Annotated in this window: 15 protein-coding genes and 1 pseudogene; 9 read left to right on the forward strand and 7 right to left on the reverse strand. The window is 70.2% G+C overall.

Annotated elements, in window-relative coordinates:
- Window positions 1–61 precede the first annotated feature (61 nt).
- A complete protein-coding gene (gene groL, locus ACF1AJ_RS00350; RefSeq protein ID WP_309860609.1) occupies window positions 62–1,681 on the forward strand; it encodes a chaperonin GroEL in 1,620 nt (539 codons plus the stop codon).
- Between the two features lie 158 nt (window positions 1,682–1,839).
- Here groL and ACF1AJ_RS00355 read toward each other — a convergent pair whose 3' ends face one another.
- The gene (locus tag ACF1AJ_RS00355) at window positions 1,840–3,540 is read right to left on the reverse strand and encodes a sensor histidine kinase (protein ID WP_391505655.1); all 1,701 of its coding nucleotides are present in this window, start codon (window positions 3,538–3,540) and stop codon (window positions 1,840–1,842) included.
- Window positions 3,541–3,599: 59 nt separating this feature from the next.
- Window positions 3,600–4,292 carry a response regulator transcription factor gene (locus ACF1AJ_RS00360; protein WP_018191755.1) on the reverse strand — a complete coding sequence of 231 codons (693 nt, stop codon included), beginning with the start codon at window positions 4,290–4,292 and terminating at the stop codon, window positions 3,600–3,602.
- Between the two features lie 103 nt (window positions 4,293–4,395).
- On the opposite strand from ACF1AJ_RS00360, the gene ACF1AJ_RS00365 reads away from it, so the two are divergent.
- The 4 genes from ACF1AJ_RS00365 to ACF1AJ_RS00380 are packed head-to-tail and all read left to right on the forward strand — an operon-like array spanning window position 4,396 to window position 8,136.
- Window positions 4,396–5,616, forward strand: a complete 1,221-nt coding sequence (locus tag ACF1AJ_RS00365) for an NAD(P)/FAD-dependent oxidoreductase (RefSeq protein WP_391505656.1) — start codon at window positions 4,396–4,398, stop codon at window positions 5,614–5,616.
- On the forward strand, window positions 5,570–6,514 hold the full coding sequence (gene folP, locus ACF1AJ_RS00370) for a dihydropteroate synthase (RefSeq protein WP_391505657.1): 945 nt from the start codon (window positions 5,570–5,572) through the stop codon (window positions 6,512–6,514). Before ACF1AJ_RS00365 ends, folP begins: the two co-directional genes overlap by 47 nt.
- Entirely contained in the window at window positions 6,507–7,259 is a 753-nt protein-coding gene (locus ACF1AJ_RS00375; protein ID WP_391505658.1) for a pyrimidine reductase family protein, read from the forward strand. The genes folP and ACF1AJ_RS00375 overlap by 8 nt, the downstream gene beginning before the upstream one ends.
- 7 nt (window positions 7,260–7,266) lie before the next feature.
- The gene (locus tag ACF1AJ_RS00380) at window positions 7,267–8,136 is read left to right on the forward strand and encodes an aminoglycoside phosphotransferase family protein (RefSeq protein ID WP_391505659.1); all 870 of its coding nucleotides are present in this window, start codon (window positions 7,267–7,269) and stop codon (window positions 8,134–8,136) included.
- 140 nt (window positions 8,137–8,276) lie between these two features.
- Here ACF1AJ_RS00380 and ACF1AJ_RS00385 read toward each other — a convergent pair whose 3' ends face one another.
- From ACF1AJ_RS00385 to ACF1AJ_RS00395, 3 genes are all read right to left on the reverse strand, one after another.
- Window positions 8,277–9,920 (reverse strand): DNA repair helicase XPB, encoded by a 1,644-nt coding sequence (locus ACF1AJ_RS00385; protein WP_391505660.1) that lies wholly within the window; start codon window positions 9,918–9,920, stop codon window positions 8,277–8,279.
- A 70-nt stretch (window positions 9,921–9,990) separates the two neighbouring features.
- The gene (locus ACF1AJ_RS00390; RefSeq protein WP_391505661.1) at window positions 9,991–11,889 is read right to left on the reverse strand and encodes a helicase-associated domain-containing protein; all 1,899 of its coding nucleotides are present in this window, start codon (window positions 11,887–11,889) and stop codon (window positions 9,991–9,993) included.
- 28 nt (window positions 11,890–11,917) lie between these two features.
- A complete protein-coding gene (locus ACF1AJ_RS00395) occupies window positions 11,918–12,229 on the reverse strand; it encodes a hypothetical protein (RefSeq protein ID WP_391505662.1) in 312 nt (103 codons plus the stop codon).
- 56 nt (window positions 12,230–12,285) lie between these two features.
- On the opposite strand from ACF1AJ_RS00395, the gene ACF1AJ_RS00400 reads away from it, so the two are divergent.
- The gene (locus ACF1AJ_RS00400) at window positions 12,286–12,666 is read left to right on the forward strand and encodes a cold-shock protein (protein ID WP_020077081.1); all 381 of its coding nucleotides are present in this window, start codon (window positions 12,286–12,288) and stop codon (window positions 12,664–12,666) included.
- On the forward strand, window positions 12,659–13,663 hold the full coding sequence (locus tag ACF1AJ_RS00405; RefSeq protein WP_391505663.1) for a DUF3027 domain-containing protein: 1,005 nt from the start codon (window positions 12,659–12,661) through the stop codon (window positions 13,661–13,663). Before ACF1AJ_RS00400 ends, ACF1AJ_RS00405 begins: the two co-directional genes overlap by 8 nt.
- Here the strand turns inward: ACF1AJ_RS00405 and ACF1AJ_RS00410 are convergent.
- Both ACF1AJ_RS00410 and serC read right to left on the reverse strand, forming a co-directional pair.
- A pseudogene (locus tag ACF1AJ_RS00410) lies at window positions 13,583–13,747 on the reverse strand (DUF2530 domain-containing protein); the annotation flags it as partial. The gene ACF1AJ_RS00405 and the pseudogene ACF1AJ_RS00410 sit on opposite strands and share 81 nt — an antisense overlap.
- Before the next feature lie 7 nt (window positions 13,748–13,754).
- Window positions 13,755–14,870, reverse strand: coding sequence for a phosphoserine transaminase (serC, locus tag ACF1AJ_RS00415; protein WP_391505664.1), 1,116 nt, complete (start codon window positions 14,868–14,870; stop codon window positions 13,755–13,757).
- Window positions 14,871–15,002: 132 nt separating this feature from the next.
- Here serC and ACF1AJ_RS00420 point away from each other — a divergent pair, with 132 nt between their 5' ends.
- Together ACF1AJ_RS00420 and ACF1AJ_RS00425 are read left to right on the forward strand one after the other, a co-directional pair.
- Window positions 15,003–15,695, forward strand: coding sequence for a metal-dependent transcriptional regulator (locus ACF1AJ_RS00420; protein ID WP_309860580.1), 693 nt, complete (start codon window positions 15,003–15,005; stop codon window positions 15,693–15,695).
- A gap of 221 nt (window positions 15,696–15,916) precedes the next feature.
- Window positions 15,917–16,864: a C40 family peptidase gene (locus tag ACF1AJ_RS00425; protein WP_391505665.1), complete on the forward strand. Its 948-nt coding sequence runs from the start codon at window positions 15,917–15,919 to the stop codon at window positions 16,862–16,864.
- Window positions 16,865–17,202: the final 338 nt, after the last annotated feature.

Below are 17,202 nucleotides of genomic sequence, written 5' to 3' on the forward strand. Positions count from 1 at the left end.
CATCTGATCGAGTGCTAATAGACGGAATCTTTCGCACACGTCCGGGAGGGACGAGAAACACATGGCAAAGATCATTGCTTTCAACGAGGATGCGCGCCGCGGCCTCGAGCGCGGCCTGAACACCCTGGCCGACACGGTCAAGGTGACCCTGGGCCCGCGCGGTCGTAACGTCGTCCTCGAGAAGAAGTGGGGCGCCCCGACCATCACCAACGACGGCGTCTCCATCGCGAAGGAGATCGAGCTCGACGACCCGTACGAGAAGATCGGCGCGGAGCTCGTCAAGGAGGTCGCGAAGAAGACCGACGACGTCGCCGGTGACGGTACCACCACCGCCACCGTCCTCGCTCAGGCCCTGGTCAAGGAGGGCCTGCGGAACGTCGCGGCCGGCGCTGACCCGATCACCCTGAAGCGCGGCATCGAGAAGGCCGTCGCGGCGGTCACCGACGAGCTCATCGCCTCCGCCAAGGAGGTCGAGACCAAGGAGGAGATCGCGGCCACCGCGTCCATCTCCGCCGGCGACACCACCATCGGCGAGATCATCGCCGAGGCGATCGACAAGGTCGGCAAGGAGGGCGTCGTCACCGTCGAGGAGTCGAACACCTTCGGCACCGAGCTCGAGCTCACCGAGGGCATGCGCTTCGACAAGGGCTTCCTGTCGCAGTACTTCGTGACGGACCAGGACCGCCAGGAGGCGGTGTTCGAGGACCCGTACATCCTCATCGCCAACCAGAAGATCAGCAACATCAAGGACCTCCTGCCGATCGTCGACAAGGTGATCCAGGCCGGCAAGCAGCTCCTCATCATCGCTGAGGACGTCGACGGCGAGGCCCTCGCGACCCTGATCGTCAACAAGATCCGCGGCATCTTCAAGTCCGTCGCCGTCAAGGCTCCGGGCTTCGGCGACCGCCGCAAGGCCATGCTGCAGGACATCGCGATCCTCACCGGTGGCCAGGTCATCTCCGAGGAGGTCGGTCTCAAGCTCGAGAACGTCACCCTCGACCTGCTCGGTCAGGCCCGCAAGGTCGTCATCACCAAGGACGAGACCACGATCGTCGAGGGCTCCGGCGACCCGGAGGCCATCGCCGGCCGCGTGCAGCAGATCCGCAACGAGATCGAGTCGACCGACTCGGACTACGACCGCGAGAAGCTGCAGGAGCGCCTCGCCAAGCTCGCCGGCGGCGTCGCCGTCATCAAGGCGGGCGCGGCCACCGAGGTCGAGCTCAAGGAGCGCAAGCACCGCATCGAGGACGCCGTCCGCAACGCGAAGGCCGCCGTCGAGGAGGGCATCGTCGCCGGTGGTGGCGTCGCCCTCATCCAGGCCGGCAAGACCGCCTTCGAGAAGCTGGAGCTCACCGGTGACGAGGCGACCGGCGCCAACATCGTCAAGGTCGCCATCGAGGCTCCGCTGAAGCAGATCGCGATCAACGCGGGCCTCGAGGCCGGCGTCGTCGTCGAGAAGGTCCGCAACCTCCCGGTCGGCCACGGCCTCAACGCCGCGACCGGCGAGTACGTCGACATGCTGGCCTCCGGCATCAACGACCCGGTGAAGGTCACCCGCTCGGCGCTGCAGAACGCCGCGTCGATCGCGGGCCTGTTCCTCACCACCGAGGCCGTCGTCGCCGACAAGCCCGAGAAGAACCCGGCTCCGGTCGGCGACCCGGGCGCAGGCATGGACTTCTAAGTCCCGCACCACGCACAGAGGGCGTCTCCCGATCGGGGAGGCGCCCTCTTCGCATTGCGGGCGCTTTCGGGTGAGGTGCACGTCGTTGCGGTCCCGCACGGCGTGGCGCGCGCAACTACGTGCACCTCACGAGCCGGATGGGACAGGGGCGGGGAGCGCTACGGCGTGAGCGGCTTCGGGGAGGCGGGGGAGCCGGCCAGCGGCAGCGAGACGCGGAACGTCGCTCCGCCTCCCTCGGTGTCGACCACGTCGACCGTGCCGTTGTGGGCGGCGACGATGGAGGAGACGATCGCGAGGCCGAGGCCGCTTCCGCCCGTTTCGCGGGCGCGCGACGTGTCGGCGCGCCAGAAGCGCTGGAAGATCTTCTCGCGGATCTGCGGCGGGATGCCCTCGCCGTGGTCGCGGACCTCGATGATGCCGCGCTCGGTGCGGTGGTCGACCTGCACCGCGATCTCGATGGGGCTGCCCTCCGGCGTGTAGCGCAGCGCGTTGCCCATCAGGTTGGTGATGACCTGGCGGAGCTTGTTCTCCTCCGCCATGACGATCGCGGGCTCCGACGGGGCGGGCTGCGTGAGCACCACCTTCTCGGCCGTCGTGATGGGCAGCGGCTCGGTCGCCCCGCGGCGGCTGCGACCGCGGCGCAGGCGGGCGAGCGCCGATCCCGCGAACGCGATCGGACCGGTGGCGTTCGCCGGGCGCGCGTCGGTCTCCGGGATGGTCATCGGCACCGTGTCGAGGCCCGGCTCCGTGGCGTCGTCGTCCTGCGGCGGAAGCGGCTCGGGAGTGAGCACGCTGACGACGCGTCCGGGGGATCCGGCCATCGCATCCATCGCCGCGTCCTGCGCGATCTTCACCAGGTCGACGCGGTGCAGGTCGAGCGGCTTGGTCTCGTCGAGGCGGGCGAGCTCGAGGAGGTCCTCCACGAGCACGCCCATGCGGATCGCCTCCTTCTCGATGCGGTCCATCGCCTGCGCAACGTCCTCGGGCGTCTGCAGTGCGCCCATCCGGTACAGCTCGGCGTAGCCGCGAACCGAGACCAGAGGGGTGCGGAGTTCGTGCGAGGCGTCGCCGACGAAGCGCCGCATCTGCTCGATCGTGCGAGCGCGGTCGCTGAACGCGCGGTCGATGCGGTTCAGCATGGTGTTGAGGGAGCGGTTGAGGCGCCCGACCTCCGTGTTCGGGGTCGCGCCGCCGAGGCGCTGGCTGAAGTCTCCATCGGCGATGGCCGCTGCGGTCTGCTCCACTTCGCGCAGAGGCGAGAACGTCGTCGTGACGAGCATCCGGGTCAGGCCGGCGCCCACCACGATCACGATCACGCCGAAGCCGAGGAAGATCGCCAGGAAGCTGGCCATCACCGTGTCGATCTGCGATGTGGTCGTTGCGACGATCGCGGTGGCCAGCTCGCCGCTTCCCGCGAACGTCTGCGTCGTCGCGAGGGCGCGGTAGGTGGTGCGGCCGTCGTTGCTCGGAAGCGTGAATCCGCCGTTCATTCCCTTCGCCTCGGGGAGGGTCAGGGTGGTGGGGATCGCCGGCCGGTGCGCGTACGGGATGTTCGACCAGTTGCTCTTCACCAGCTTGCCGCTGGAGTTGTACAGCGCGGCGAAATAGTCCGACGGACTCGAGTCGGTGGCGATCTGGTCGTCATCCGACGACGCAGCGCCCAGGTACGTGTTCAGGTACGACGCGCCGGACGCGGCCGAGAGCTGCGCATCCAGCTGGTCGAGGAGCACCGGCTTCAGCATCGACATCGTCCCGATGCCGGTCACGAGCAGCCCGAGCGTCAGCATAAGCACGGTCACGCCCGTGATCTTCGTGCGCAGGGAGATCGCGTTCCAGCGGTCGAGCAGACGTGAGTGCATCAGGCCGTCAGTCTAAGCGGGGGATGCTGTGCCGGGCATGTGTGCGCCCGGTGCGCACCTCAGGCTTTCGCGGCCTTCAGCATGTAGCCGAACCCACGCTTGGTCTGGATGAGCGGCTCGCTGGAGTGCGCATCCACCTTGCGGCGCAGGTACGAGATGTACGACTCCACGATGCCCGCGTCGCCGTTGAAGTCGTACTCCCAGACGTGGTCGAGGATCTGCGCCTTCGAGAGCACGCGGTTCGGGTTGAGCATGAGGTAGCGCAGCAGCTTGAACTCGGTGGGGCTGAGCTCGATGGGGGTGTCGCCGACGAAGACCTCGTGCGTGTCCTGGTCCATCGTCAGCTCGCCGGCGCGGATGACCGCGTCTTCGTCGGCCTGCATCGTGCGGCGCAGGATGGCCTTGATGCGGGCGACGATCTCGTCGAGGCTGAACGGCTTGGTGACGTAGTCGTCGCCCCCGACGGTGAGGCCGGTGATCTTGTCCTCGGTGTCGTCCTTCGCCGTGAGGAAAAGGATGGGCGCCGTGTAGCCGGCGCCGCGGAGGCGCTTGGTGACGCCGAAGCCGTTCATGTCCGGCAGCATGACGTCGAGGATGATGAGGTCGGGCTCCTCTTCGAGGACCGCGGAGATCGCCTGCGCGCCGTTCCCGACCGCGCGGACGGCGAACCCGGCGAAACGGAGACTGGTGGTGAGGAGGTCGCGGATGTTCGGCTCGTCGTCGACGATGAGAATGCGGGGTCCTGCGTTCATGCAGACAGTATCTGCGCGTCGGCTGGGTCTTACCTGTGAGCCGTCGGTGCGCCCTTGGTGCGAAGGTCTGGCGCCCGCAGTGTGAAGAGTGGATGCTGAGAACATGTCTGAACCCGTTGTCGTGATCGCCGGTGCCGGCCTGGCCGGCGCGACCGTCGCCACGGAACTCCGTGAGCGCGGTTTCGGCGGCCGCATCCTGCTGCTCGGCGCCGAGGAGCACCGGCCGTACATCCGCCCGCCGCTGTCGAAGGAGTACCTGAAGGGCGAGGGCGGCATCGAGGATGCTGACGTGCATCCCGCCGAGTGGTACGCCGACAACGCGGTCGAGTTCATTCCTAACGTCGAAGCGGGTTCGTTCGAGGCGGACGCCCACGAACTGTTCGTGTCGGACGGCGGCCGGATCACTTACGACAGCCTCGTCCTCGCCACCGGGGCGCGAGCCCGACCGCTCGGCGTGCCGGGGAGCGGCCACGGCGCGGTGTTCCCGCTCCGGACGCGGGAGGACTCCGCCTGGCTTCGCGCGGCGCTGGAGGTCGGCGGCCGGCGCGTCGTCGTCGTCGGGTCGGGGTGGATCGGCATGGAGGTCGCGGCGGCGGCCCGCGGGTACGGCAACGACGTGACCGTCATCGGTCACTCGGCGGTCCCGCTGAGCGGGGCCATCGGCCGGGAGCTCGGCGGCGTCTTCGAGCGGCTGCACCGGGATAACGGGGTCGCGTTCCGCAACGGCGCAAGAGTGGTCGGCGTCGACGGCGGCGAGGAGCAGCACGTCGTGCTCGCGTCGGGGGAGCGCATCCCCGCCGATGTCGTCGTCGCCGGTGTCGGGGCGTCGCCGAACAGCCTGGTGGCCGAGCGGTCCGGCGCGGCGGTCGCGGAGGGCGTGCTCACCGACAAGGCGATGCGGACCAGCATCGACGACGTCTACGCCGTCGGCGACGTCGCGAATCCCTTCCTTCCCGCGATCGGCCGCCACCTCCGCAGCGAGCACTGGGCGAACGCGATCGCCAGCGGCAAGGTCGCCGCCCACGCCATCCTGGGCGAGCGCGCGTCGTACGACGAGATCCCGTACTTCTACTCCGACCAATACGATCTGGGCATGGAGTATTCGGGCTACGGCCCCCTCACCGCCGGTGCCCGCGTGGTGTTCCGCGGCGATGTCGACGCCCGCGAGTTCATCGCCTTCTGGCTGCGCAACGACCGGGTGGTGGCGGGCATGAACGTGAACGTGTGGGACGTGCAGGACGACATCCAGCGCCTCATCCGGCTGGGAGAGCACGTGGATGCGGACCGCTTGGCCGATCAGGACGTCGACCTTGCCGCGCTCTGAGCCGTACCTGCCGCCGCTGCGCGTGCCGGTGCGGCGGATCGGCGCGCGCACCTTCGACTTCTCGCGGCAGGTCGCGGTCATGGCCGTGGTGAACCGCACGCCCGACTCGTTCTTCGACCAGGGCCGCACGTACGCGTTCGACCGGGCGGTGGATGCGTGCTTCGAGGCCGTCGCGCTCGGCGCCGACTGGGTGGACATCGGCGGAGCGCCCTTCGCCCCGGGCGAGCCGGTGCCCGTCGAGGAGGAGATCGAGCGCGTCGTCCCGGTCGTGGCGGCGCTGAGGGCCGGATCCGATGTGGTGATCTCGGTGGACACCTTCCATGCGGCCGTCGCCCGGGAGGCCATCGCCGCCGGAGCGACCGTCATCAACGACACCACGGGGCTGCGCGATCCCGAACTCCCGCGCGTCGTCGCCGACAGCGAGGCCACCCTGGTCATCACGCACAGCCTCGCCGAGCCGCGGCGCCCGTACCCGAAGCCGCAGTACGGCGATGTGGTGACCGAGGTGTCCGCGTTCCTGCTCGACCGCGTCGAGCGCGCCCAGGCCGCGGGCATCCCGGAGGAGCGGATCATCGTCGACCCCGGCCACGACCTCAACAAGAACACGCTGCACTCTCTGGAGCTGACGCGCCGGCTGACTGAGATCGCGGACCTCGGCTTTCCGACGCTCGCCGCGGTCTCGAACAAGGACTTCATCGGCGAGACGCTCGACGCTCCGCGCGCCGAGCGGCTGGAGGGCTCGCTTGCCGCCGCGGTGATCAGCATCGTCAACGGTGCACGGATCGTGCGGATGCACGACGTCCGCGCCTCCGTCGCCGCCGTGCGCATGACCGAGGCCGTGCTGGGCCTCCGCCAGCCCGCCTACCTGAAGCACAACATGGGAGACGTGAATGAGTGAGCCCGCCATCCACCGCCTGTCGCCGCTGCCGTCGCAGACCGAGCTGACCGACGACGACATCACCGCCCTCTACCGGGAGGGGACCGGCGACCCGTGGCTGCGGGTCAACTTCGTCAGCAGTGCCGACGGCGCGGCCACCCATCAAGGGCTCTCGGGCGGGCTGTCCAACGATGTGGACAGCCGGGTGTTCGAGCTGCTTCGGCGTCTGTGCGACGTCGTGCTGGTCGGCGCGGGCACCGTTCGCGCCGAGGGGTACGGCGCGATGCGCGTCGCGCCGGAGTCGGCGCGCGCCCGCAGCGGAGCGGGGATGACCGCGCATCCGGTCTTCGCGATCGTGTCTGCCGGGCTCGACCTGGACCCGCGCAGCTCGATCTTCCAGGACGCCCCCGAGCGGCCGATCATCCTCACGACCGAGCTGTCGCGGCCGGAGGCGCGCGAGACGCTGTCGGAGGTCGCGGACGTCGTGGTCTGCGGGCGGGAGCGCGTGCAGGCCGAGCGCGGACTGCGGGTGCTGCACGAGCGGGGGCTCACGCGCATCCACTGCGAGGGTGGTCCGCACCTGTTCGCCGACCTGATCGCGGCGCGCGCGGTCGACGAGCTGTGCCTGACGGTCAGCCCGCGGCTGGAGGGCGGGACGTCGTCGCGGATCGCGACGGGCGCAGCGCCGATCGCCCCGCTCGGGCTGCGGTTGGCGCACACGCTGGCGGGGGACGACACCCTGCTGCTGCGGTATGTCCGGGGCTGAGGATGCTGTGACCGCCGAGCTGCGGCCGGTGATCGACGCGGGTGTGGTGCGCCGTCTCGTCGACGGCCAGTTCCCGCAGTGGCGGGGGCTGCCCATCCTGCCGGTCGAACACGACGGCTGGGACAACCGGACGTTCCGCCTTGGCGAGGAGCTGAGCGTCCGGCTGCCGAGCGCCGCCGGCTATCGCGAGCAGGTCGCGAAGGAGCAGGAGTGGCTGCCGCGGCTGGCCCCGCTGCTGCCGTTGCCCATCCCGCAGCCCGTCGCCGCGGGCGCACCGACGGAGGAGTACCCGCTGCCATGGTCGGTGTACCGGTGGCTGCCCGGTCGCCCGGTGGTGCTGCTCGGCGATGTGTCGCGGGATGCTGTGCTCGCGGAGGCGATCGGGCGCTTCCTCGTCGCCCTGCGGGAGGCGCCGACCGTGGGTGCACCCCAGCCTGGGACGCACAACTTCTTCCGCGGCGCTCCGCCGGACGTCTACGGCGAGGAGGCGCTCGCCGCGTTCACGCTGCTCCCGCGCGCTGACGCCGACCGCGCACGCGGCCTGTGGGCCGAGGCCACCGCATCCCGCTGGGGTCGGCCGCCGGTGTGGTTCCACGGTGACGTCGCGCCGGGCAACCTGCTGACGGATGGGTCGGGCGCGCTGTCCGCGGTGATCGACTTCGGCACGTCCGGTGTCGGAGACCCCGCTTGCGATCTCGTGCCCGCCTGGACGATGTTCGAGGGCGCGGCCCGCGATGCTTTTGTCGACACCGTCGGCCTCGACGACGACACGTGGTCCCGGGGGCGCGGCTGGGCCCTCTGGAAGGCCGCCATCACGCTCCACGACCGCCCCGCGGACCCCGAGGCGCGTGCGACGCTCGCCCGCATCCTGCGCTGACCTCGCCGCCGCCCGCCCACTGAACGCCCGAGATGTGCGCCAAATCTCGGTTATGCGGCGTCGATAACCGCGATTTGGCGCAAATCTCGCGCGGGCAGATGTCGCGGGCAGGCGCGGGGAGGGCGACGCCGGGCGACGCGCTACGCCGCCTGCAGCGCGTGCGCGTCCAGGATCGTGTACGAGTAGCCCTGTTCGGCGAGGAACCGCTGGCGGTTCTGCGCGAAGTCCTGATCGACCGTGTCGCGGGCGACCAGCGTGTAGAAGTTCGCCGACAGCCCCGACTCCTTGGGCCGCAGCAGACGTCCGAGGCGCTGCGCCTCCTCCTGACGGCTGCCGTACGAGCCGGACACCTGGATGGCGACGGTCGCCTCGGGCAGGTCCACAGAGAAGTTCGCGACCTTGCTGACCACGAGCACCTTCGTCCTGCCGTCGCGGAACTCCTGATAGAGCCGCTCCCGCTCGTCCACCGGTGTCGCGCCGGTCAGCTGCGGGGCGTCGAGCGCCTCTGCGAGCTCGTCGATCTGGTCGAGGTACTGGCCGATGATCAGGATGCGCTCACCCTCGTGCCGCGCGACCAACTGGCGCACGATGTCGAGTTTCGCGGGGGCCGTCGCCGCGAGGCGGTACCGCTCGTCGTCGGGGGCGGCGGCGTAGCTGAGCCGATCCGACGGCGGCAGGTCGACGCGCACCTCGTAGCAGGCGGCCGGCGAGATGAAGCCTTGCGCCTCGATCTCCTTCCACGGAGCGTCGAAGCGCTTCGGGCCGATGAGGCTGAACACATCGCCCTCGCGGCCGTCTTCGCGCACCAGCGTCGCGGTCAGGCCGAGGCGGCGGCGGGCCTGCAGCTCGGCCGTCAGCTTGAACACGGGCGCGGGAAGAAGGTGCACCTCGTCATAGACCACGAGGCCCCAGTCGAGTGCGTCGAGCAGCGCCAGGTGCGCGTACTCGCCCTTTCTCTTCGCGGTGAGGATCTGGTAGGTCGCGATCGTGACCGGCTTGACCTCCTTCACCTGCCCCGAGTACTCGCCGATCTCCTCCGCCGTCAGCGTCGTGCGGCGCAGCAGCTCGTCGCGCCACTGCCGGGCCGACACGGTGTTGGTGACGAGGATGAGCGTCGTGGTCTTCGCGGTCGCCATCGCGCCAGCGCCGACGAGCGTCTTACCCGCGCCGCAGGGGAGCACCACGACTCCGGAGCCGCCGTCGAAGAAGTTGGTGACTGCCTTGCGCTGGTAGTCGCGCAGCGCCCAGCCGTCCTCCTTTAGCCCCATCTCGTGCGGTGTGCCCGGCGTGTACCCGGCGAGGTCCTCCGCCGGCCAGCCGAGCTTGACCAGCTCCTGCTTCAGGTGCCCGCGCGCCCACGCTTCCACGACGAACGTCGTGTCGTCGCGGCGCTGCAGCAGCAGCGGAGCGATCCGCTTGGCGCTCGCGACCTCCGTCAGCACGGCCAGGTCGCGGGAGCGGAGCAGCAGCGTCCCCTCGTCGTCACGCTCGATCACGAGCCGCCCGTAGCGCGCGACGGTCTCGGAGACGTCGACGGACACCGTCTGCGGGATGGGGAACTTCGAGTACCGCTCGAGCGTCCCCAGCATGTCCTCCGCGGTGTGCCCGGCGGCCCGCGCGTTCCACAGCCCCAGCCGGGTGATGCGGTAGGTGTGGATGTGCTCGGGCGCACGCTCCAGCTCGGCGAATACGGCGAGGTCGTGGCGTGCGTCCTCCGCCTCCGGGTGCGCGACCTCCAGCAGGACGGTGCGGTCGCTCTGGACGATCAGGGGGCCATCGGACATAGCTCACCAGCCTACGCCCTGCGCCCTGGGGTTCGGCCGGGTGGCCGGGAACCGGACGCGGCCGCCGCGATCACGGCGCCGGCCGCACGCCCCGGATGCTGGAGAGCGGGAGCGTCCGCTCGATGTCCGCTGCACGGTCGCGTCCGCGCAGCCGGCCACCGCCGACGCCGGTCGGCTCCAGCAGGTAGTCGACGACGTCGCCGCCGGGCATGGCCACCTCGACGATGACCGTCTGGCGCGACTTGACCGCCGCATCCAGCTGCCGCGCGAGCCAGCGCTCGCCCGTGTCCTCGCCGGCGTCGTCCTCGGCCTGCCGCAGCCGCGCGACCAGTTCGGCGTCGCGGTCGGCCTCTTCGGCGGCCCGGGGATGCGCGAACCGCTGTCGACGCAGCGTCACCTCGCGGCCGTCCGCGTCCTCCGCCACCACCGGGTAGCGCGCGTCGCTGAGTGCCCAGAACACCACATCCCGCGGGTACCGGCTCACCAGTTCGCCGTCGCCGGTCGGGATGAGGCGCAGGGAGCTGAGCGCTTGGTCGATCTGGATGCTGCGGAGCAGCGTCGCGTCCGTCGAACGGACCGCCGACCGCACATTCTCGCGCTCCGCCTCGTGCACGCGGACGCGCCCGTGCCGCTCGGCGGCATCGGCGATCAGGTACTCGATCGGCTGCGGGAGTCCGGTCAGCGAGATCGTGCTGAGGAACTCGCGGATGCCGTCCGCCGTCTCGCCCGCCGTCAGCGCACGGTCGACCGACGCGGCGGAGAGTCGGAAGGTCGCGGCGAGGGCTCGGGACTCGAGGTCGGCGATCCCGCGCAGGCGGCCTTCGATCTCCGGCGCCAGCGGCCCGGGGGAGACGATGGTGAGGTCGTGTTGCAGGTAGACGCGGTCGACCTCGGCCGGGAATGCGGCGGCCATGACCTCGGTCGCGGCTTCCGGGCCGTCCTCGACCAGGGCGGTTCCCGCGGACGACGGCGCCTGGTGCGCGGTGACGCCGAGCCATTCCGCGAGGCGCGTGTGCGCATCCACGCGCCTTCGCGCCTCTTCGACAGCGGCCGGGTACAGCCAGGCGACGTGCTCGCGCAGGCTGTCGCCCCACGCGGCGCGGCTGCGGAGTGCGAGCAGCGTCCGGAGGTCGGCCGGGAGGGCGTCGAGCCACGCCGCGGCGAGGGCACGCCAGCGGTCGCGGGTGGGGGAGTGCGACCAGTCCGCGGCGGCCTCGGTCGGCAGCCACATCCCGTCGTCGACGGCCACGAGTCCGGCGCGCTCGGCGGCGGAGAGGACCACGGGGACGACGTCCGCCTCCACCGAGAGGGCCTCGGCCAGGCGCTTGACCGCCGGGAGCGCGAGTCCGCCCTTCTGCAGCCGGCGGGCGCCCTCGCGCGCGAGTTCCGCGAGCAGCTCGGACACGGCCGTCACGGCCTCGAAGGCGCGCTCGGAGGCGAGGCGGTCGGTGAAGCGGCTCTCCGTGTCCGGCACAGGCGCCAGCGCGGGCGGAGGCGGGGTGCTGAGCAGCTCGGCGGGCGACGGGAGCCCGGAGCCCGGCCAGGAGGCGAGGTGCTCGGTCACGGCGACGTAGACCACGACGCGTTCGACCGGCGCAGCAGAGGCGGTGTCGGAGGCGGCGTCGGCATCGGCGGGATGGACGAGCAGGAGGCCGTCCAGGTCGACGAGGGCGGCCGCGGTCGCCTCGGCGGTGGTTCCGGCGGTCGCGGGCTCGCGGGTCAGCCGGTCCGCGAGCTCCTCGGCGGTCAGCGGCCCGCCGCCGCTGCCCAGCGCGACGAGCGCGCCGAGGCGCGTCCGGTCGAGCGGGGTCAGGGCGCGCTGGAGGGAGTCCGCTTCGAGCAGGGCGTCCGCCAGGTCGAAGAAGTCGGACACTCCCGTCCGGCGGTAGGTGCGCTGGTGCAGCGCGGAGACGAGCGCAGCGTCATCCAGCTCCCGCAGTCGTGCTGCGAGAGCGAGCGTGGTCGTCATGGCGCCGAACCGCCGGTCGCCCCGGCCCCTAGCGCCGGCCCTTGGGTCCGGCGGGCGCGGCCCCGGGCGTGCCGTTCGCCCGGTTGAGCGCGCGGTTGCGGCGGGCGCTGACGATGATCAGCACGATGATCAGCACGAACGCGATCGGGAGGGCGGCGTAGGGGAAGAGGAAGACCGTCGGCCAGAGGCCCTGACCCGATCCCTGGGCGGCGAACTGACCCGCTGCGGTGCCGATGAGGATGGCCGCGATGCAGACCAGGGAGACGATGACGAGCGCAGCGATGATGTACGCAAGGATGCGCTGGAGCCGCGATGCCGGCGGCGGGGTCTGTTGGGTCACGAAATCAAGGATAATTGAGGTTGGTCATACGATCCCCCATGCGAAGTGAGGTTCCCATGCCAACCGGCAAGGTCAAGTTCTACGACGAGGAGAAAGGCTTCGGCTTCATCAGCTCCGATGACGGCCAGGAAGTCTTCCTGCACGCCTCGGCGCTTCCCGCCGGTGCCGTCGTCAAATCGGGAACCCGTCTGGAGTTCGGCATCGCCGACGGCAAGCGGGGTGCGCAGGCGCTGTCCGTGCGCGTCCTGGAAGCTCCGCCGAGCCTGGTGAAGATGAAGCGCAAGTCGGCCGACGACATGGCGATCATCGTCGAGGACCTCGTGAAGCTGCTCGACGGCATCGGCGCGAACCTGCGCCGCGGCAAGTACCCCGACAAGGCGCACGGCGCGAAGATCGCCGCCGTGCTGCGCAAGGTCGCGGACGACCTGGATGCCTGAGCACGGCGACGAGGTCGACCCGGCCGCCGAGGCGGTCGAGAGCGAGGCGGTGCCGGAGGGCGGCGATGCGACCGAGGTCTCTGATGCTACGGACGTCGACGTCGAGGAGATCGAGGTCGAGGAGACCGAGATCGTCGAGGTGATCGAGGAGGCGGAACCGGCTGAACCGCTGGTGGCCGATCCCGAGCTGCTCGCCGCTGTCCCGCTGGCGCTTCAGGCACTGGGCGAGATCACGCCGGAGAACACGATCGGCGAGCCCCTCGGCCACGTCGTCGAGGCGCCGGGCGTCGTCTCCCTGCTGTTCGCCAGCCGCCTGCCGGGATACCCGGACTGGCGCTGGACCGTCACGGTCGGCCGCGCGAGCGACGACGACGAGCCGACCGTTCTCGAAGCCGAGCTCATGCCCGGTGACGGTTCGCTGCTCGCGCCCGACTGGGTGCCGTGGTCGGAGCGCCTGGCCGAGTACCAGGCCGCGCAGGAGGCGAACGCCGGTGCGGAGACCGAGTCGGAGGACGACGAGGACGCGGACGACGGCGACGACGAGGGCGACGACGAGGGCGACGACGAGTCCGAGGAGGGCTTCGACGACGCCGAGGACGACCACGACGTTCACGACCTGCACGACGACGACGACGTGGACGGCGTCGATATCGACAGCGTCGACGTGGACTTCGACGAGGAGACCGACGTCGACAGCGACCTCGACCTCGAGGCGGAGGAAGCGGCGGCGCTCGCCGACGAGGACGCGGACGACGAAGACGACGACGCGGATGACGACGAGTCGGACGACGACGAGGACTCGGACGACGACTCGGACGACGACGAGGACTCGGACGACGAGCCCGACGCCTCAGTGGCGGCGCTTGACGGTGAGGTAGCCGAGTCCGAGGACGCCGAGGACGAGTCCGACGACGATGGTCCAGAGCCAGGTGCCGGAGGCGACGACCGGTCCGCCGGCGATGAGCACGACGACGAGGGCGATCAGCCACAGGGCTAGCCCGACGACGACGGCCCGCCGGTCATCCGTCTTCACGGGGACCGGGTCGGGCCGACGTTCGTCGTCGCGGAGCCAGAGGCGCATCGCGCGCTCAGCCCAGCCGCTCGACCACGTATTCGATGCAGCCGATCAGGGCGCGCACATCCGCCGGCTCGATCGCGGTGAAGGTCGCGACGCGGAGCTGGTTGCGGCCGAGCTTGCGGTACGGCTCCGTGTCGACCACGCCGTTGGCCCGCAGCGTCTTCGCGACGGCTGCCGCATCCACGCGCTCGTCGAAGTCGATCGTGACGACGACCTGCGACCGGTGGTCGGGGTCGGCGACGAACGGAGTCGCGTACTCGACCGACTCGGCCCAGGAGTAGAGCGCGCCCGACGACTCGCGGGTGCGGGCGTCGGCCCAGGCGAGGCCGCCGTTGCCGTTCATCCACTCGAGCTGGTTCTCGAGCAGCACCAGCGTCGCGATCGCCGGGGTGTTCAGCGTCTGGTTGAGGCGCGAGTTGTCGACCGCGTTCTTGAGGCTCAGGAACTCGGGAATGTAGCGGTCGCTCGCGGCGATGCGCTCGACGCGCTCCAGGGCGGCGGGGGAGAAGAGGGCCAGCCAGAGGCCGCCGTCCGACGCGAAGTTCTTCTGCGGCGCGAAGTAGTAGACGTCCGCCTCGCTGACGTCGAGGTCGACGCCTCCGGCGGCGCTGGTCGCGTCGATCACCGTGAGAGCACCCTCGTCGCCGTGGACGCGACGGACCGGGGCCATGACACCGGTGGACGTCTCGTTGTGCGGCCACGCGTACAGGTCGACACCCTCCACGACCTCGACCTCGCTGCGGGAGCCGCCCGGCGCCTCGATGACGTGCGGGGCGTCCAGCCACGGCGTCTGCGCCGCCTTGGCGAACTTGCCGCCGAACTCGCCGAAGACGAGGTTCTCGCTGCGCTTCTCGATGAGTCCGAACGCGGCCGCATCCCAGAACGCCGTCGAGCCGCCGTTGCCGATGACGACCTCGTAGCCCTCGGGCAGGCGGAACAGCTCGCCGAGGGCCTCGCGCACGCGGCCCACCAGGTTCTTGACCGGTGCCTGGCGGTGGGAGGTGCCTAGCAGCTCCGCACCGGCGCCGGCCAGGTAGGCGACCTGCTCGGGGCGGACCTTGGAGGGTCCGCATCCGAATCGACCGTCGGCGGGCAGCAGCTCAGAGGGGATCGTGACGTCCGGCATAACTGAAGTGTATTGGCTGTTGCACGTCCAGGACGGCGCGTACCGGCGCTCCGCCCGGGCCTGCGCCAGGCTGTCAGCCGCACCAAGTAGGCTGATTATCCGACGTTCGCTCGCCGTCACGTGGAGGGGTTCATGACCGATCTGATCGATACGACCGAGATGTACCTTCGCACCATCCTGGAGCTGGAGGAGGACAACATCGTCCCCCTGCGTGCGCGCATCTCCGAGCGTCTCGGCCACTCCGGTCCGACCGTCTCGCAGACCGTCGGCCGTATGGAGCGCGATGGACTCGTCGTCGTCTCCGGCGACCGCCACCTGGAGCTCACCGACGACGGCCGCCGCAAGGCCGTGCACGTCATGCGCAAGCACCGCCTCGCGGAGCGCCTGCTGAGCGACGTCATCGAGCTCGAATGGGAGTACGTGCACGAAGAGGCGTGCCGCTGGGAGCACGTGATGAGCGAGCAGGTGGAGCGCAAGCTGCTCACCATGCTCGGCCACCCGACCGAGTCGCCGTATGGCAACCCGATCCCCGGACTTGGCGAACTGGGTGCCCCTGACTCCTCCCTTTCCACCGAAGACCTGATCAACCTGGTCGATGTCGTCCGCAGCAGCGATTCGGGGGTGACTGCCAGGATCCGTCGTCTCGGCGAGCCGGCCCAGGTCGATCCCGAACTCCTCCTGCAGCTCAAGCAGGCGGGTGTTTTTCCGGGCTCGACCGGCACTTTCTCCGCCGCCGGATCGTACGTCGCCGTGCAGATCGACGGGTTCGAGACCGGGCTCGAACTGCCCAACGAACTCGCCGCGCACATCTTCGTCGACGCCTGAATCCCGTTACCGATTCGTTAAAAAGCGGCCAAAAAGATGTGACAAACGGGGTCTCGTCCCGTAGTCTCTTACGAGTCCGAACGGGCCACCACCCGGCCCATCAGGACCCTGGATCGAGACGCTCCACCCCCCCTATACCCGTCTCTCGATCCGTGAAGCCGAAGCCACTCGTGCGGACGGGGGCAGCTCCCTAGTGCTGCCGGAGCGTTGGAGGTCACACTTTGGCAGACTCGAGCACGACCGGTCCCCTCCAGGACCGTTCGAACCCGGACCAGAGCAGCACGGACATCACTTCTTCCCCTTCCACTCCCGCGTCCCGCCGCGCGCAGCGCGTGCAGCGTGAGACCGCAGCGTCGTCCCGCACGGCATCGTCGCCGGCGCGCACGAACGGCCGCGCCGCCTCGACCGCCGTCACCACGGCCACCGGTTCCACGGCCGCGCAGGCGAAGAAGAAGCGCAAGGGCGGATGGATCCTCAACGCCGGTGTCATCACCGTCGCCACCGGGATCATCGCGACCATGTCCCTCCCTGCTTTCGCTTTCAACCCGAACGACGCCGAGAGTGCGGGCTTCGGTCCCAGCGCCGCCGACTCGATGAAGAAGGCGCAGTCGCAGACCGTCGAGGTCGGCGGTGTCGCCGCGTCGGCCGTCAACCGTGACGCCGCCTCCGCCACCACGGAGGAGCAGCTGGCCCAGCAGAAGGCCGCCGCCGCTGCTGCTGCCGCCGCAGAGGCCGCACGCCGTCAGGCCGCCGTCGAGCTGGCCACCTACGCGAGCAAGTCGACCGGCCCCTCGGTTTCCGACTTCCTCGCCAACCCGCCGTACCCGAGCTTCAGCCTCGCGCAGGTGTTCTCGGTGGCCCAGCAGTACATCGGCACCCCGTACGTGTACGGCGGCGCCAGCCCCGCGGGCTTCGACTGCTCCGGCTACGTCATGTACGTGTACGCCCAGTTCGGGATCTCCCTCCCGCACTCGGTGTCGGGTCAGGCCGCGATGGGCAAGCGCATCTCGATCGCCGACGCCCAGCCGGGCGATCTGGTGATCATGCCGGGCCACGACGGTTTCTACGCAGGCAACGGCAACATCATGGACGCCCCGGACACCGGCCGGTCGATCTCGATCCGCCCGATCTGGACCAGCGACTACTACATCGTCCGGCTGGGTATCTGAGGCGGCTCGGGCCTCCGAACCCACTCCGCATCCTCTCCAGACCAGACCTGACCGGTTTCCGTCCGGTGAACACTCCGCACCACAGCACTGGAACGGCGCGCCCCGAATAGGTGGCGCGCCGTTTCTGGGTTACCCTGGCGTTCTGACGCTGCGTCATGCAGCCGCAGAATCGGAGGATCCGATGGCCGGAGCACGTTCCGCCGGGCCGCTGAAGGCGACCGGGTGGGACGAGTGCGGCCTCCCGGGGGGATCGAGCATCACGCTCTCCCGCTGGGGAGACTTCCTCGCCTGCCGCCACCACGTCGAGGCCTGCCACCGCCACCATGTGGCGTGCCGCC

The sequence above is a fragment of the Leifsonia sp. NPDC014704 genome (assembly GCF_043083605.1).
GTDB lineage: Bacteria > Actinomycetota > Actinomycetes > Actinomycetales > Microbacteriaceae > Leifsonia.

Bases quoted from the DNA above. Each gene is read 5' to 3' on its own strand.
- ACF1AJ_RS00375 (WP_391505658.1), top strand. From the start codon at position 6,507: ATGAGTGAGCCCGCCATCCACCGCCTGTCGCCGCTGCCGTCGCAGACC.
- ACF1AJ_RS00385 (WP_391505660.1), bottom strand. From the start codon at position 9,920: ATGTCCGATGGCCCCCTGATCGTCCAGAGCGACCGCACCGTCCTGCTG.
- ACF1AJ_RS00390 (WP_391505661.1), bottom strand. From the start codon at position 11,889: ATGACGACCACGCTCGCTCTCGCAGCACGACTGCGGGAGCTGGATGAC.
- ACF1AJ_RS00400 (WP_020077081.1), top strand. From the start codon at position 12,286: ATGCCAACCGGCAAGGTCAAGTTCTACGACGAGGAGAAAGGCTTCGGC.
- serC (WP_391505664.1), bottom strand. From the start codon at position 14,870: ATGCCGGACGTCACGATCCCCTCTGAGCTGCTGCCCGCCGACGGTCGA.
- folP (WP_391505657.1), top strand. From the start codon at position 5,570: ATGCGGACCGCTTGGCCGATCAGGACGTCGACCTTGCCGCGCTCTGAG.
- ACF1AJ_RS00355 (WP_391505655.1), bottom strand. From the start codon at position 3,540: ATGCACTCACGTCTGCTCGACCGCTGGAACGCGATCTCCCTGCGCACG.
- ACF1AJ_RS00360 (WP_018191755.1), bottom strand. From the start codon at position 4,292: ATGAACGCAGGACCCCGCATTCTCATCGTCGACGACGAGCCGAACATC.
- ACF1AJ_RS00405 (WP_391505663.1), top strand. From the start codon at position 12,659: ATGCCTGAGCACGGCGACGAGGTCGACCCGGCCGCCGAGGCGGTCGAG.
- ACF1AJ_RS00420 (WP_309860580.1), top strand. From the start codon at position 15,003: ATGACCGATCTGATCGATACGACCGAGATGTACCTTCGCACCATCCTG.
- groL (WP_309860609.1), top strand. From the start codon at position 62: ATGGCAAAGATCATTGCTTTCAACGAGGATGCGCGCCGCGGCCTCGAG.
- ACF1AJ_RS00365 (WP_391505656.1), top strand. From the start codon at position 4,396: ATGTCTGAACCCGTTGTCGTGATCGCCGGTGCCGGCCTGGCCGGCGCG.